This is a genomic window from Orrella daihaiensis (genome assembly GCF_022811525.1).
In the GTDB taxonomy this organism is placed as follows: Bacteria; Pseudomonadota; Gammaproteobacteria; order Burkholderiales; family Burkholderiaceae_B; genus Algicoccus; species Algicoccus daihaiensis.
This window is the reverse complement of sequence record NZ_CP063982.1, coordinates 2,279,715-2,295,105: the sequence shown is the minus strand read 5'-3', so window position 1 is coordinate 2,295,105 and position 15,391 is coordinate 2,279,715. Positions and strand designations below refer to the sequence as shown.

Genomic DNA, 15,391 nt, shown 5'->3' with positions numbered 1-15,391 from the left:
ATCCGGGGTTTAGCGTGCTGCCATCTCTTTTTCCTGGGGACGACCGTCATCGGTTTCCTCCTGCAATTCTAGCTTTGGCAGACGGAACCGTATTTCACGGTTATTCGATCGGGGCCTCTGGTCATACAGTTGCCGAAATTGTCTTCAACACTGCAATGACTGGCTACCAGGAAATCCTGACCGACCCGAGTTACAGCGGGCAATTGGTCACGCTTACCTATCCGCACATCGGCAACACCGGTGTTAACGATGAAGACACCGAATCCACCAAAATTCATGCAGCCGGACTGGTTATTCGCGATCTGTCCCTGCGCGTTTCAAACTTCAGGTCACAGCAGTCATTGCCAGAATACCTCAAAGCGCAAGGCGTGGTGGGCATCACAGGCATTGACACCAGAAAACTGACCCGCGCTTTGCGCGATAAGGGTGCGCAGGGCGCCTGCCTATTTGTTGGTGACGACATTGAAAAGGCTTTGGCGCTGGCGAAAGGTTTCCCTGGAATGTCCGGTCAGGACCTAGCCAAAACCGTCTCGACTCAGGAGCAGCATGACTGGAATTCGTCGGTTTGGCAGCTCAGCGAGGGTTTTGGGCAGGGTATCGGTAGTGGGCCACATGTTGTGGCATACGACTTCGGCGTTAAGCACAATATCTTGCGGTTGATGGTCGAGCGTGGCTGCAAAGTCACGGTGGTTCCGGCTCAGACACCCGCAGACGCAGTACTTGCCATGGCTCCAGATGGTGTATTTCTATCTAATGGTCCGGGTGATCCGGATCCCTGTGATTACGCTATTGAGGCAGCCAAGGTTTTTCTGGATCGCAAGATACCCTTGTTCGGTATTTGTCTGGGACACCAGATCATGGGTCTAGCGGTTGGCGCATCAACAGTCAAAATGAAGACGGGTCACCACGGTTCAAACCATCCAGTGCAAGATCTCGATTCTGGCCGGGTGTTTATTACTGCCCAGAATCATGGATTTGCAGTGGATGCAAAAACGCTGCCTGGCCATGCGCGCGTTACCCACATATCGCTATTTGACGGCACCTTGCAGGGGTTTGAATTGACCGATCGCCCAGCCTTCTGTTTCCAAGGACATCCTGAAGCCAGTCCCGGTCCGCACGACATCGTCGTGCTGTTTGACAAATTCATGGGCCTGATGGCCAATGCGACGCACTGAGTAGCTCATGCCCAAACGTACTGACATCCAAAGCATTCTGATTATTGGCGCAGGCCCTATCATCATCGGCCAGGCTTGTGAATTTGACTATTCTGGCGCACAAGCCTGCAAGGCTCTTAAAGCCGAGGGTTTTCGGACCATTTTGGTTAACAGTAACCCAGCCACCATCATGACTGATCCGGAAACTGCGGACGTCACGTATATCGAGCCGATAACCTGGCAGGCGGTGGAAAAAATCATCGAGCTAGAAAAGCCTGATGCATTACTGCCAACAATGGGTGGGCAAACTGCGTTGAACTGTGCGCTTGATCTTGAGCGCCACGGAGTGTTGCAAAAACACGGCGTTGAGATGATCGGCGCTAACGCGCACGCAATTGAAAAAGCCGAAGACCGTCAAAAATTCAAGGATGCCATGTCCACCATTGGGCTGGAGTCTGCCAAGTCTGGTGTAGCGCACTCGATGGACGAAGCTTGGGCTGTTCAGCGTCGAATTTCAGAGGAAACTGGGTCAATAGGGTTCCCTATGGTGATTCGTCCGAGTTTCACGCTTGGCGGTTCCGGGGGCGGTATTGCCTACAACGCTGAGGAGTTTGAAACCATTTGTCGTCGCGGCCTCGAGGCTTCGCCAACCAATGAGCTCCTGATTGAGGAATCGCTGCTTGGCTGGAAAGAGTACGAGATGGAGGTGGTACGTGATCGGGCTGATAACTGCATCATTGTCTGCTCCATAGAAAATTTGGACCCTATGGGCGTTCACACCGGCGACTCGATTACGGTTGCGCCTGCTCAGACACTGACTGACAAGGAATACCAGATCATGCGTGACGCATCGATCGCGGTCTTGCGCGAGATTGGTGTTGATACGGGTGGCTCAAATGTACAGTTTGCGTTGAACCCGCAAAACGGTCGCCTGATCGTGATCGAGATGAATCCTCGCGTGTCGCGTTCGTCCGCACTGGCATCCAAAGCGACAGGGTTCCCGATTGCCAAAGTGGCCGCACGTCTGGCTGTGGGCTACACGCTTGACGAACTCAAGAATGAGATCACGGGTGGTGCTACGCCAGCATCATTTGAGCCAACGATAGACTATGTCGTTACCAAGATCCCGCGATTTGCATTCGAGAAGTTCCCGCAGGCTGATGCTCGCCTGACGACGCAGATGAAGTCAGTGGGTGAAGTAATGGCCATGGGTCGTACTTTCCAGGAGTCCCTGCAAAAAGCGATGCGTGGTTTGGAGATCGGGGTCGATGGTCTGAATCAAATGACAACCGATCGAGAAAAAATTCAAATTGAACTCGGAGAGCCTGGCCCTGAACGTATCTGGTACGTGGGTGATGCATTTGCGCAGGGCTTTACACTCGACGAGGTGCATGAGCTAACCAAGATCGATCCGTGGTTTCTAGCCCAAATTCAGGAAATAGTAGATATCGAACTAGCGCTTGAACAACGTACGCTGGTCGACTTGGATCGCGATACGCTGTGGCAGTTAAAACGGCGCGGTTTCTCGGATCGCCGTCTTGCGTTTCTACTTGATACTACCGAGGCTGAAATCCGCAAGTTGCGCCATCAATACGGAGTGCGTCCCGTGTACAAACGGGTGGATACCTGCGCCGCCGAGTTCGCCACCAACACGGCTTATATGTATTCGACTTACGAGGAACAATGTGAGGCTGAGCCCTCCGACAAACGCAAGATCATTGTGCTTGGTGGTGGTCCAAACCGAATTGGACAAGGCATTGAGTTTGATTATTGTTGTGTTCATGCAGCGCTTGCGCTGCGCGAGGACGGGTTCGAAACCATTATGGTTAACTGCAACCCCGAAACAGTGTCGACTGACTACGACACCTCCGACAGGTTGTATTTTGAGCCATTAACTCTCGAGGACGTACTTGAAATCGTCCATAAAGAAAACCCAGTTGGCATGATTGTGCAGTATGGCGGCCAGACGCCTTTGAAGCTTGCTCGTGCATTAGAAGCCAATGGTGTGCCGATTATTGGGACAAGCCCTGACTCGATTGATATGGCGGAAGACCGGGAGCGATTCCAAAAACTCCTGCAAAAGCTTGGACTAAAGCAGCCAGCCAACCGCACCGCTCGCACTCAAGAGGAGGCACTAGCACATGCGCAGGAAATCGGTTATCCGCTTGTCGTTCGCCCAAGTTATGTGCTCGGTGGCCGCGCCATGGAGATCGTGCATGAGCAAATCGATCTTGAGCGGTATATGCGCGAAGCGGTCAAAGTCAGCAATGACTCGCCCGTGTTGCTTGATCGATTCCTGAATCACGCTATTGAAGTTGATGTGGATTGTCTGTGTGATGGCCAACGCGTGTTTATCGGTGGTGTCATGGAGCATATTGAGCAGGCAGGCGTGCACTCCGGTGACTCCGCCTGCTGCTTGCCGCCTTATTCGTTGCCATCTGAGACTATCGAGGAAATCAAACGTCAGACTGCGTCAATGGCCCGAGCCCTGAATGTGAATGGCCTCATGAATGTGCAGTTTGCGGTTCAGGATGGCGAAGTCTATGTCCTTGAGGTGAACCCGAGGGCGTCGCGTACTGTTCCATTCGTCTCCAAGGCGACTGGCCTGCAACTGGCGAAGATCGCTGCACGCGCTATGGCGGGCCGGTCATTTGCCGACCAAGGGTTGAGCCAAGAGGTCATACCGAAGTACTTTTCGGTCAAAGAGGCTGTATTTCCCTTCGTTAAATTCCCAGGCGTCGATACCATTCTCGGCCCGGAGATGAAGTCCACCGGTGAGGTCATGGGAGTGGGCGAAAGCTTCGGTGAGGCTTTTGTAAAGTCACAAATGGCGGCGAGCGTCAAACTACCAGAGTCGGGTCGAGTCTTCATTAGCGTTAAACAGCAAGACAAACCGAGGGCCGTTGAAATCGCCCGTATGCTGTCTGAGCTCGGTTTCAGTATTGTAGCTACCCGCGGCACCGCTGCTGTGATCAAAGAGGCGGGCATTGAGGTGGTTGCTGTCAACAAAGTGGCTGAAGGCCGACCCCATGTGGTTGATATGCTTAAGAATGATGGTGAGATCGGCTTGGTCATCAATACCGTTGAAGAACGTCGAAATGCAATTGCCGATTCTCGTGCAATTCGTACGCAGGCGCTGGCAAACCGGGTGACCTACTACACAACCATCGCTGGCGCTTGGGCTGCGGTGCAGGGTATGCATTACCTTCGCCATGGCAAAGGGTTGCAGGTCTATTCGCTACAAAGTCTGCATCAATCTCTGCAGGCCTAGTTGTTCATGAGAGGCAGGTGAGACATGGCGGTATTCATCACCGGCGCCTCTAGTGGCATAGGGCAGGCCCTAGCGAGACAATATGCAAGTCAGGGACACGTACTTGGATTGGTTGCACGCCGCAGTGATCGTCTGGACGAGATGGCACGCAATCTCCGTAGTGAGGTTCATATTTACGCCGTTGATGTCCGTCATCGAGCGGCCTTGCATGCTGCGGCACAGGATTTCGTTGCAAAAGTTGGTCATGTGGATATTGTGATAGCCAATGCGGGTGTCAGTGCTGGTACCTTGACCGAGTGTGACGAAGACTTTGAGGTATTCAAAGACATCTTCGATATCAATCTTCTGGCGATGGTTTCAACATTCGAGCCATTTGTGCCCATCATGACCAAACACGGGCAAGGCACATTGGTTGGTATTTCGAGTGTGGCTGGGGTACGAGGCCTGCCGGGTGCAGGTGCATACAGTGCCTCAAAATCTGCAGTCACTACCTACTGCGAGAGCCTGCGACTAGAACTAAAGCCCAAAGGTATTGATGTGGTAACTATTGCCCCGGGTTATGTAAAAAGTGAGATGACTGCAAAAAATCCCTACAGCATGCCGTTTTTGCTGGATGCTGATGAATTCGCGCGACGTGCTGTTCGGGCTGTTGCAGCTAAGCGTCGATACGCCGTGATTCCCTGGCAAATGGCTATCGTGTCACGGCTCATGAAACTGTTGCCAGTGTGGCTCTATGATCGATTGGCCATGAACGCACCAAGAAAACCAAGACGTCCGACCTGACTAACGCCAGTGGTCAGGAAACTAGATCATCTGCAGGTTTTTGCAGGTGACTCACATCACCCCAGTCGAGTAAAGACCACTTAAAACCATCAGCGTCTGATTTAATCAGGATACGGTTGATACTGGCATTAAGCATGATGACCTTTCGTGGCGTCTGAATTGGTTCACCGGAGGCTATGCGCCACAAAATATCCATGGCACCGCCATGGGTGACAACCAGTACACGCTGCTGTGGATGATTTGCAGCGAGTGCCTCAAGTGCCTCAGTGACTCGGGCGTGAAACTCGCGCAAAGTTTCACCCTCTGGAATTACGCCGTCAGGATCGCGTGATTGCCAGATCTTGGCGATATCCGGGTAGCGCTGTTGCATCTGATCAAATGGGACTCCCTCGAGAATGCCATAGTTACGCTCGCGTACTCCTTGGATCAATCCAAGAGGCAAATTCAGGCGTTCGGCTACTGGCTGGGCGGTTGATCGCGCGCGGGACAAATCACTGCTGTAGACGGCGTGCAATGGTGCGTGCGGAGTGTCAGGTTGGCTTAGGCGTTGCGCTAGTTGCGCGGCTTGTTTGCGACCGTTGTCATTTAGATCGATGTCACGCCAACCTTGTATTCGTCGTTCCACGTTCCATGGCGTTTCGCCATGGCGAACAATCAGGAATTCGGTGCTCATGTATGACTACCATTGCCTATTTAAGTTATCCCAATTCAACCAGATTGGTGCGCACTGTACGCAAAACCGCATCTACTACAAACGCTTCCCACTGATCATAAAGCTTAGGATCGCGTAGCGGTTCATCTAAAAATGCCGATAGAGTGTACTGGTTTGATTGGTAAAAGTAACCCATGGCCGAGATCATGACGTAAATATCCCTAGGCGAGATATCGACCCGAAAAATCCCTTTGGTTTTACCTGCTTGTAGCACTCGGTGCACCAAGCCAATGGCAGGCTTGGAGAACTGGTTTGCCAATAGTGATTGGCTGATATGTTTACCTTTGTGGAGGTTCTCGCTGTTGAGAACCGTGACAAATTCAGGGTGGTCGCGGAAATAGCGAACAAAAAATATGGTGGCTTTCTTAAGCGCATCGACAGGCTGTTCGAGGTTAAGCTCAACCGATGACTCCGCTTCATTGTATTGACGATACATTTCCTCGAGCGTCGCGACAAACAGACCCTCTTTGCTGCCGAAATAGTAATAAATCATTCGGTCATACGATTCGGCGAGCTTGGCAATTCGCGAAACACTGCCGCCATGCAGCCCTGACTCAGAAAATACTGAGACAGCGGCTTGTAAAAGGTTCGCCCTGGTATCTTGACCTCGACTTTGTCTGGGAGTTCGGCCTGTTCGAGTGTTCACTGTTCGGCAAATGCTCGTTCAATCACAAAGTCACCAGGTGTAGTCGTGCTCCCTTCTTTGAAGTGACGTGTCTCAAATATGGCTTTTAAATCACGCAGCATGGCCGGGCTGCCGCAGATCATGGCTCGGTCAACGGCTGGATCCAGTGTGTGTAGACCAAGGTTAGTAAACAGCTCGCCCGACTCAATCAGATCGGTTATCCGACCCTGGTGTTCGAATGCTTCGCGAGTCACAGTTGGGTAGTAGCGCAATTTGTTGCGCACTAATTCACCCAAAAACTCATGTTCCGGTAATTCGCGTATAAAAAGATCGCGATACGCGAGCTCAGCAACTTCTCGGACACCGTGCACCACAATGACTTCGTCGAATTTCTCGTAAGTTTCCGGGTCACGCACGATGCTCAAGTAGGGTGCCAGCCCGGTGCCCGTGGCCAGTAGGTAGAGACGCTTGCCTGGTAAAAGATAGTCAATCAATAGTGTGCCTGTGGGCTTGCGACCCACGATGATTGTGTCGCCTGACTTAATGTGCTGGAGCCTGGACGTCAATGGTCCATCAGGTACTTTGATACTGAAAAACTCCAGATGCTCTTCATAGTTGGCGCTTGCGATGCTGTATGCACGCAAAAGAGGTTTGTCATTTACTTTCAGGCCAATCATGGTGAAGTGACCATTGCTAAAGCGAAGGGATGCGTCTCGGGTCGTCGTAAAGGAAAAAAGCCGGTCGGTCCAGTGATGGACGCTTAACACACGTTCTTCGCAAAAGGCACTCATGAATTAATCCAAATGTCAGGCAGTAATCAATCGCTTCGATACAAATCACTTAGACGAATCGCGCCACAACAGCGCCAAAGTGGGTTCTGATTGAAAGCCAAAGTTTGGTAATCACCAAACTTCATGGGTTTCGATATCAGACTAACCAATCGACTTATTACAATTTAACTTTTGACGTGTATCTCCGGTCACAAAAACTTCGCTATTTCACGAGATAGATCAAGTGTTTGCCATGATTCTTAGAATAGTGACCAGTCATATGCTCGCCCGCTCGATTGTCGGGGCGAAAAAGTGAGCCCGACAACAGCGACGTGTTGTGGGCCCCATTAAGGGTGCGCGCAAGGTTTGGCAGTGTGAATGGTTGCAGCAGCACCATGAGTTGCCAAGGCAGGATGCCTGGAGACTCCCTTTTGGATCATTAAAGACGCGATTCAGTAGCACGTCGGTCACTGCTGTCAGCAAAGTGTCGTGCTAAAGCATTGAGCAGTCAGCGTTATCCTAGCGACTGTTGAACTTCAAGCGTTGAATATGTGTATGCCTGCGTTGTTATCCCGGTATTGGGGAGAAAAGATAGGGGTTGAGTGTGTCCATGGCAAGCCGTGTTTCTTTATTGCTGTAGTGAAAAATTCTTGTATACAATTTGCTTGCGGTTTATCTGTCAAACTTTTGTAAAACTTGTTGGTGACGCTTGATTCTGGGGAAAGTGACATGACAATAACGCTTGACCAAATAAATGGGGCGGGCGAAGCGGACTTGGTGACATTGCTTGACGGTATTTATGAGCACTCAGCCTGGATTGTTCGACATGCGGCAGGTAAACGACCATTTGCTTCCCTCACAGCACTCAAGCACGGATTGACCGAAATAGTCAATCAGGCTGCAGAACATGCTCAGCTTGAGTTGATCCGCGCTTATCCAGAAATTGCGTGCGAGATAATGCACTGTAACTCGCTCATGGCAAAGTCTGCCTATGCACAGGATAAATTAGGTTTAATTGACTTTACATCTGAAGAATTAGAAGAGCTAGAGAGGCTAAACCTAGCCTATAAAGCGAAGTTCGGATTTCCATTCATATTGGCTGTTCGTGGTCCTCGAGGCACGGGACTAGGAAAAGCTGAAATTATCTCGACATTGGCGCGACGGTTGAATAATCCCGTTGATTTTGAGCGACGCGAGGCATTACGCAACATTCATCGCATCGCCGAGCTCCGACTGAACGATAAGTTCGATGCGCAGCCAGTACTAGGTAATCAGCTTTGGGATTGGTGTGAGGAGCTGGCCGTACACAGCGAACCGGGCTACTTAGAGCGTGGTGAGTTGACAGTGACGTATCTGACTGAGGCACACCAAGCCTGTGCTCAACACATTGCCCGGTTGATGCGTGATGAATGCGGCTTTGATGACGTCAGCATTGATGCGGTTGGCAACGTGGTTGGCGTCTATCATGGAATGGATAAGAATGCCAAGCGACTATTGACCGGAAGCCACTACGATACTGTGCGCAATGGTGGCAAGTACGACGGTCGTTTAGGGATATTTGCCCCTATGTTGTGTGTCAAGGAACTGGCCGATCAGGCAAAGCGCTTGTCCTTCGGTATCGAAGTGGTGGCATTTTCTGAAGAAGAAGGGCAGCGTTACAAAGCAGTATTTTTAGGATCAGGTGCGTTGACCGGCCAATTTAACCCGGACTGGTTGGATCAAATCGATGCCAATGGGATCAGCATGCGACAAGCCATGCAAAATGCGGGGTTATCGATTGACGATATTGCTTCCATCAAGCGTGATCCAAACAACTATCTGGGATTTGTTGAGGTGCACATTGAACAGGGGCCAGTTCTCAATGAGTTGGACTTGCCCCTTGGGGTGGTGACATCTATAAACGGCGGCGTTCGGCTTTTGTGTGAGGTGCGTGGAATGGCTAGCCACGCCGGTACGACTCCCATGGGCATGCGCCGTGATGCTGCTGTCGCTGTGGCTGAGTTGGCGCTATACCTTGAGAAGCGAGCGGCATCCGTGCCTGATTTGGTCGGTACCATCGGTATGCTCGAGGTGCCTAGCGGTTCAATCAATGTGGTGCCCGGGCGATGCCGGTTTAGCCTCGATATTCGCGCCACAACCGATCAGGTTAGAGATGCTTGCGTGGCAGATGTCAAGGCTGAGTTAGCATCAATCTGTCAGCGCCGTGGCGTCCAGTTTGAACTGGAAGAGATCATGCGTGTAGCCGCAGCGCCATCAGCGCCTGAGTGGCAATCACGCTGGGAGAGAGCAGTCAAGGAAGTTGGGCTACCCGTATTTAGAATGCCTAGTGGTGCTGGTCATGATGCAATGAAACTACACGACATCATGCCGCAAGCGATGCTATTTGTGCGTGGGTTAAACAGCGGTATCAGCCATAATCCGCTGGAGATGACTACCAATGATGATGCCCATTTGTGCGTGCAGGCTTTCATGCATGTACTCGGTCAGATCAAATGACAATACCAGTCTGCGATTTGGTAATGTCCTAGTCTCTTTGCGTCTGTGACCACCAGTGACGTCTCGCTAAGCACGTCGCGCGAGGCACTTATGAGCGCTCCGGCTACCCTATATAACCAGCAGATTTGCATTGGCAGGCTAGAAACATCCGGGTGTACTTGCAAACTTGCCAAACTTCCCACAAAATACGTCTAGAAAGTCGCGCCCCGGTTCGTGTTGGCCGGGGTTTTATTTTGAGGCTGGAAATTCTATGTCTGCTATTCCGATTACCGTTGCAGGGTTTGAACGCCTGCAAGAAGAGCTCCATCGTTTAAAACATGTTGAGCGTCCTGCCGTTATTGAGGCGATCGCCGAGGCTCGGGCGCAGGGAGACCTATCAGAAAATGCTGAGTACGACGCCGCTCGTGAACGTCAAGGGTTTGTCGAAGGTCGCATCAGTGAGCTCGATGGGGTGTTATCAAATGCCCAGGTGATTAACCCTACAGAGCTTGAGACAGACGGACGGATTGTCTTCGGTGCTACAGTCGAAATTGAAGACCTCGAGTCGGGAGACAAGGTGGTTTACCAGATTGTGGGAGATATTGAGGCGGATATCCGCCACAACAAGATCTCTGTTTCCAGTCCTGTGGCCAGAGCCCTTATTGGCAAACACGAGGGTGACGTGGTGGAAGTTAGTGCTCCATCGGGTCAGCGAGAATACGAGATTTTGTCGGTTCGCTACGAATAAAAGTCAGCCAATTAGCGGCGCCTCACTTCGCGCCGCGTCTAGCCCCGGCACGCAAGCTCAGAGCACTGCGTGCCGATTTTTTTGCGGGCGAACGCAGTCTCGAACCCGGCTTACCAGCGCTCGCCGCACGCTTAGGTTTGGCCTTGACCCCTGAACGTTCTGCCGAGAAGGCTTTGATCGAAGGCTTACCTGATGAAGACTCTCTGGCAGACGGAGTTGCCATCGTTTTACTGGCGGTTTTGCGCCCAGCCTTTTTTCCTTGGGCGGCCAGCTTCTTAGGCGTATGGGGCTCGCTCGCCTTGCGGGTCGTACGTGGCTCTTTGGCAACTGCGATACCTGCAGCAACCGAATACAATCCCTTTTTACCAGGACGGTAGAGGATCAGGGTTTTACCGAGGTGATGAATCGGTGCGCAACCAAGCTCTTCACTGATTTGGGATAGCATCTCGTTACGCTCTTCTCGTTCTTGCGAACCCGCGCGAACCTTGATGAGTTCGTGAGCCGTCAGTGCCAGGTCAATTTCCTTGAGCACAGCAGACGTTAACCCCTGGTCACCGATCAGTACGACCGGACGCAGGCTATGTGCAGCACCTCTAAGTGCGCTGCGAGCCTGACTGGTCAGGCTAATGGGTGTGTGTGATTCAGACATGTCGAGATTGTACGTTAATGGCCAAAAAGAAATTCTCAAAAAACTGGGTAAATCAGCATATTCAGGATCCCTATGTGAAGCTAGCCCAACAAAAGGGTTATCGGGCACGTGCTGCTTTCAAGCTTCTAGAGATCCTGGACTCAGAAAAATTGCTTGAACCAGGTGATGTGGTGGTCGATCTCGGCGCCACGCCCGGAAGCTGGTCACAAGTGGCTCGCGAGCGTTTGAAGCGTTCTGACGGTTCGATCAACGGTCAGATTATTGCATTAGACATGCTGGAGATGGAACCGATTGCGGGTGTCGAATTTATTCTGGGTGATTTTAGAGAGGACAGTGTGCTACGCACGCTAGAAGACAAACTTCAAGGTAAGTCGGTCGATCTGGTGCTGTCTGATATGGCCCCTAACCTTACTGGTGTCGCTAGCGCTGACTCGGCCCGCATTGCACATGTGTGTGAACTCGCACAGGATTTTGCTGCCAGGCATTTAAAGCCCGATGGTGCGCTCATCATGAAGGCATTTCACGGCAGCGGTTTTTCACAGATCGTGCAGAACCTTAAAACGCAGTTCGTCAAAGTGGTGGAACGAAAGCCTAAGGCTTCGCGAGACAAATCCTCCGAGACTTTTCTGGTGGCGCGGGGGCTAAAGGCATAGATGGAGTCTCAAATATGTCCTACGGCCTAGTGTTCGCGCAATTTGGCTTGTTGGCCGCTCTTGTTTGGCAGGCTTATCAAGCCTGGCCCAATCTGACTTTCGGTGTAACAGGTTCAACTTTGTTTGCGGTATCGATTGCGCTTGGCATTTGGACGCTGACGGTCAATCGTCCAGGTAATTTCAATGTTATTCCTGAACCCAGAGAGGGTGGTCAGCTGGTGACTCAAGGACCATATCAGTGGATAAGACACCCGATGTACAGCAGTCTGATGCTGTTTGCAGCTGGCTGTGCAACCGTGATTGATGGTTGGTGGGCTTGGTATTCCTGCGGTGCTCTCGTTCTTGTGTTGTGGTTCAAATCAGAAGTTGAAGAGCATCTGCTCATTAAGCAATTCCGACAATATGAGGCTTATCGGCAAAGGTCAAAGCGATTTGTGCCTATGCTTTGGTGAGACCGGATAGAGCAGGTAATAGTCACGAGCAAGTTAGTTCTCGTGCGCTTTCCGAAAAACCAGAGGTACGTCCACTGGTCCGCCAGTTTCCTTGGATGTAGCCACTGTCGTGAACGTCCCCTGTGCTCGGGCAAGCTCTTCATCGTTAACGAAGACGGCGACTAAATACGTGATGCTGGAGCGCCCAATGCGGTCGATTTTGACACCAACGGCAATCGTGCCAGGGAAAGCCACCTCCTCGAAATAGCGACAGCTTGAGGCAACTACAGGGGTTGAGATCTGACCTGAGAGCACATCACGCATGCCTTTTGCTCTCAGATAACCTTCAACTGCCGTATCAAAAAATGAATAGTAGTGAGCGTTATTCACATGGCCATAGCCGTCGTTATCGGCGTATCGCAGGGTGATAACCTCAAAAAATTCAAAGTCTTTACGCAGCGCTTGTGTAGGTCGATCAACGGGGGGTGTCATTTGCCGGATTATTCAAGTTCAATCATTACCGGCTGATGATCGGATACTTGCGTGGTGGTGTCAACTGAGATGGCCTTAAGCCTTTTAGCTACCGATTCGCTTAAAAAGCAAAAATCGCAACTGACTGCATCAGGCCCGTAAGTGTCGTCGTACAGCCTGAAAGTCGGTGGATGCGATTCATCAGGATGGGCAAGCAACCATGCATCATGAAATACGTGAGCTTGTTCTGGTGTGGTCAGTGCTTCGTAGGGATCGCTGTGCGGCTCGAAATTGCAGTCGCCACACAAGATCACGTCCGTGGTGTAGGGCTTGGGTTGATAAGGTGTGTTTGCCTCTTCAGGTGCTACCAAAGGACGGTGCTGGGCTTGGTCACAGAGGGCTTGGTGAATTTGTCTCAAGGCTTGGGCTTGTGCCAGACGCTGAATTTCGCTGTAGTACTCCAGATGGGTGGTCATGATGCGCACTGGACCCCACGTCGCCTGAACTGTGCAAACCGTGCATTGCCTTGGCATCCACGGGTGGGGAGCAACCGGGCCTACGGGCGAGGGCAGAGCAAAGTGCTGGATTTGCAGGATTGGCAGACGAGAGGCAATGAGATTGCCGAACCGCTGCCTGGTTGCAGTGTGGGTTGGCTGCTCGTCGATCGCCGCGCCAAATACGACATGAAACCCTGGCAGGAGTCGTGCAAGCTCAGCGGGCTGGTCTTGTGGCGTGTCGCCGGTCAGGTTGGGGTAGTTCTGTGAGATCTCTTGCAGGCAAAGCACATCAAAGTCGCCCATGGCGTGCGCGCCTGCCACGATACGCTCAGCGCTGACCACGCCATCAAGGCCTTTGCACCACTGGGTGTTCCATGTCACAAGTTTCATCGAATGCTTCTCACTTGATGCCAGCTCGCATGAATGACTGCACAAACTGCTTCTGGAAGATCAGGAATCCGATCAGAAGCGGTGCCGATGTCATCAATGTTGCCGCCGTGATAATCGACCAGTCAATACCCTGATCGGCAGAAGAAAATACTTGCAAGCCAACCGTCAATGGCCGTGATTCGACCGAGTTGCTGACTACCAGTGGCCAAAGGAAATTATTCCAGTGATGGCTCACCGACACCAGAGAAAACGCCAGATAAGTCGGTTTAGCCAAGGGGATGTAGACATGGCGAAGGATCTGTAGCGTCGATGCCCCTTCCATCTGTGCTGCTTCTACCAGTTCTTTGGGTACGGTCTTAAATGTCTGGCGCAGCAAAAAAATGGCAAACGCTGAAGCGAAGTAGGGCAAACCTATACCAAACAGGGTATCGACCAAGCCTAGAGAGCTCAAGGTCTGATAGTTGCGCACAATCAGAATTTCGGGCATCACCATCAATTGCACCAGCATCAGCGAGAACAGCACATTGCTGCCGGCAAACTCATAACGGGCAAATGCATAGGCGGCCAGCGTGCACAGGAATAACTGAATGGCGAGGATACCTGTTACTAGGATGATGGTGTTTAAGAAATACCTCGGGAAAGGTGCGGCGTGCCAGGCGGCCACAAAGTTATCTAGTGTCAATGGCGCTGACCAAGAAAACGTAGTCGCATATTCAGCTGGATGAAAGGCTGCCCACAGAGCATAAAGCAGCGGTAATATCCAGGCGATTGCCAACACCCAGGCACCGAGAGTGCCCAGCCATCCAGCTTCAGTCAGGCTGCTAGCCGGTTTTGCAGTGTAGGCGCGGGCTGTCATCGGTAGTGCGTCCTTTTGTCGAGCAGAAAGAATTGCAACAACCCGACAATGGCCAGGATTGCCAGCAGCACCATGGTGAGCGCTGAGGCGTAGCCTCGATCCCAGAACTTAAAGCCCACCTCGTAGAGGTAAAACAGCAGCAGTGATGACGCGTTATTTGGTCCGCCATTGGTCATCACAAAAATGTGGTCAACCATACGGAAGGCATTGATCAGCGCATTGACCAGCACAAAAATAGTGGTTGGCATCAGCAGTGGCCATTGAATTTTCCAGAAGAAGTACCACTTTGACGCCCCTTCAATCTGGGCAGCTTCCCGATAACTCGGACTTAGGGTCTGCAATGCTGCCAGATAAAAAATCATGAAAAAGCCAGCCTCTTTCCAGATCGCTACGACAGTGACTGAGGCGAGCGCCAGATCGGGATTGCCCAGAAAGTTCTGGCTCTTTAATCCGAAGAGTTGTAACGCCTGATTGATCAGCCCATAGTCAGGGGTGTAGAAGAAAATCCAGATGTTTGCTACGGCGATCATGGGCAAGACTGTCGGCAGGAAGTACGACATCCGTAAAAATGAGCGTCCCGCAATCTTGTCATTGACCCAGAGCGCCATAAAAATGGCGATCCCCATCGATAGGGGAATGGTCGCTAGTGCAAACCAGAGGTTGTTGGTGACTGACTTCCAGAACACCGGATCTTCAATCATGACCTGATAGTTTTCCAGGCCTACGAATACTGGGGCGCGACCAGCGCGCGGCGTTGACATCAAGCTGTCAAATATAGTCGCCAAAGCAGGGTAGTGCGTAAAGCCCACCAAAAATACAAAAGCGGGCAGAAGCAATAAATAAGCCTGAAGTTGCTTGGAGTTTATGTTCATCAGAGCGACTAGTGGTCCGTTTAGACAACGGACC

General features: G+C 51.6%; 15 protein-coding genes. 7 read left to right on the top strand and 8 right to left on the bottom strand.

Annotated features, from left to right (window positions below):
- Positions 1-14 precede the first annotated feature (14 nt).
- Genes carA through DHf2319_RS10565 form a run of 3 tightly spaced genes read left to right on the top strand, consistent with a single transcriptional unit; the run spans position 15 to position 5,208 of the window.
- Positions 15-1,175, top strand: coding sequence for a glutamine-hydrolyzing carbamoyl-phosphate synthase small subunit (gene carA, locus DHf2319_RS10575; protein WP_243478249.1), 1,161 nt, complete (start codon positions 15-17; stop codon positions 1,173-1,175).
- A gap of 7 nt (positions 1,176-1,182) precedes the next feature.
- Positions 1,183-4,425 carry a carbamoyl-phosphate synthase large subunit gene (gene carB, locus DHf2319_RS10570; RefSeq protein WP_243478247.1) on the top strand — a complete coding sequence of 1,081 codons (3,243 nt, stop codon included), beginning with the start codon at positions 1,183-1,185 and terminating at the stop codon, positions 4,423-4,425.
- A 24-nt stretch (positions 4,426-4,449) separates the two neighbouring features.
- Positions 4,450-5,208 carry an SDR family oxidoreductase gene (locus DHf2319_RS10565; RefSeq protein WP_243478245.1) on the top strand — a complete coding sequence of 253 codons (759 nt, stop codon included), beginning with the start codon at positions 4,450-4,452 and terminating at the stop codon, positions 5,206-5,208.
- 13 nt (positions 5,209-5,221) lie between these two features.
- On the opposite strand, the gene DHf2319_RS10560 is transcribed toward DHf2319_RS10565, so the two are convergent.
- From DHf2319_RS10560 to DHf2319_RS10550, 3 genes are read right to left on the bottom strand one after another with little or no spacing between them, the layout of a single operon-like run.
- Positions 5,222-5,881 carry a histidine phosphatase family protein gene (locus DHf2319_RS10560; RefSeq protein WP_243478243.1) on the bottom strand — a complete coding sequence of 220 codons (660 nt, stop codon included), beginning with the start codon at positions 5,879-5,881 and terminating at the stop codon, positions 5,222-5,224.
- Positions 5,882-5,906: 25 nt separating this feature from the next.
- On the bottom strand, positions 5,907-6,566 hold the full coding sequence (locus tag DHf2319_RS10555; protein ID WP_243478241.1) for a TetR family transcriptional regulator: 660 nt from the start codon (positions 6,564-6,566) through the stop codon (positions 5,907-5,909).
- The gene (locus tag DHf2319_RS10550) at positions 6,563-7,336 is read right to left on the bottom strand and encodes a ferredoxin--NADP reductase (protein ID WP_243478238.1); all 774 of its coding nucleotides are present in this window, start codon (positions 7,334-7,336) and stop codon (positions 6,563-6,565) included. The genes DHf2319_RS10555 and DHf2319_RS10550 overlap by 4 nt, the downstream gene beginning before the upstream one ends.
- A 708-nt stretch (positions 7,337-8,044) precedes the next feature.
- Here DHf2319_RS10550 and uraD point away from each other — a divergent pair.
- Positions 8,045-9,811 carry a 2-oxo-4-hydroxy-4-carboxy-5-ureidoimidazoline decarboxylase gene (gene uraD, locus DHf2319_RS10545; protein WP_243478231.1) on the top strand — a complete coding sequence of 589 codons (1,767 nt, stop codon included), beginning with the start codon at positions 8,045-8,047 and terminating at the stop codon, positions 9,809-9,811.
- A gap of 250 nt (positions 9,812-10,061) precedes the next feature.
- Complete coding sequence (gene greA / locus DHf2319_RS10540) at positions 10,062-10,538, top strand: transcription elongation factor GreA (RefSeq protein ID WP_243478228.1); 477 nt, start codon at positions 10,062-10,064, stop codon at positions 10,536-10,538.
- Positions 10,539-10,560: 22 nt separating this feature from the next.
- Here the strand turns inward: greA and DHf2319_RS10535 are convergent, their stop codons facing one another.
- Positions 10,561-11,187, bottom strand: coding sequence for a YhbY family RNA-binding protein (locus tag DHf2319_RS10535; protein ID WP_243478220.1), 627 nt, complete (start codon positions 11,185-11,187; stop codon positions 10,561-10,563).
- 17 nt (positions 11,188-11,204) lie between these two features.
- Between DHf2319_RS10535 and DHf2319_RS10530 the strand changes: the two genes are divergently transcribed.
- Both DHf2319_RS10530 and DHf2319_RS10525 read left to right on the top strand, forming a co-directional pair.
- Positions 11,205-11,840 carry an RlmE family RNA methyltransferase gene (locus tag DHf2319_RS10530; RefSeq protein ID WP_243478217.1) on the top strand — a complete coding sequence of 212 codons (636 nt, stop codon included), beginning with the start codon at positions 11,205-11,207 and terminating at the stop codon, positions 11,838-11,840.
- A 14-nt stretch (positions 11,841-11,854) separates the two neighbouring features.
- Entirely contained in the window at positions 11,855-12,292 is a 438-nt protein-coding gene (locus DHf2319_RS10525; RefSeq protein WP_243478215.1) for a methyltransferase family protein, read from the top strand.
- A 33-nt stretch (positions 12,293-12,325) separates the two neighbouring features.
- Here DHf2319_RS10525 and DHf2319_RS10520 read toward each other — a convergent pair whose 3' ends face one another.
- The 4 genes from DHf2319_RS10520 to DHf2319_RS10505 are packed head-to-tail and all read right to left on the bottom strand — an operon-like array spanning position 12,326 to position 15,357.
- Positions 12,326-12,763, bottom strand: coding sequence for an acyl-CoA thioesterase (locus tag DHf2319_RS10520; RefSeq protein WP_243478213.1), 438 nt, complete (start codon positions 12,761-12,763; stop codon positions 12,326-12,328).
- A gap of 8 nt (positions 12,764-12,771) precedes the next feature.
- Positions 12,772-13,629, bottom strand: a complete 858-nt coding sequence (locus DHf2319_RS10515; protein ID WP_243478211.1) for an endonuclease/exonuclease/phosphatase family protein — start codon at positions 13,627-13,629, stop codon at positions 12,772-12,774.
- 10 nt (positions 13,630-13,639) lie between these two features.
- Positions 13,640-14,485 (bottom strand): carbohydrate ABC transporter permease, encoded by an 846-nt coding sequence (locus tag DHf2319_RS10510; RefSeq protein ID WP_243478202.1) that lies wholly within the window; start codon positions 14,483-14,485, stop codon positions 13,640-13,642.
- Complete coding sequence (locus tag DHf2319_RS10505; protein ID WP_243478201.1) at positions 14,482-15,357, bottom strand: carbohydrate ABC transporter permease; 876 nt, start codon at positions 15,355-15,357, stop codon at positions 14,482-14,484. Before DHf2319_RS10505 ends, DHf2319_RS10510 begins: the two co-directional genes overlap by 4 nt.
- Between the last annotated feature and the right edge of the window lie 34 nt (positions 15,358-15,391).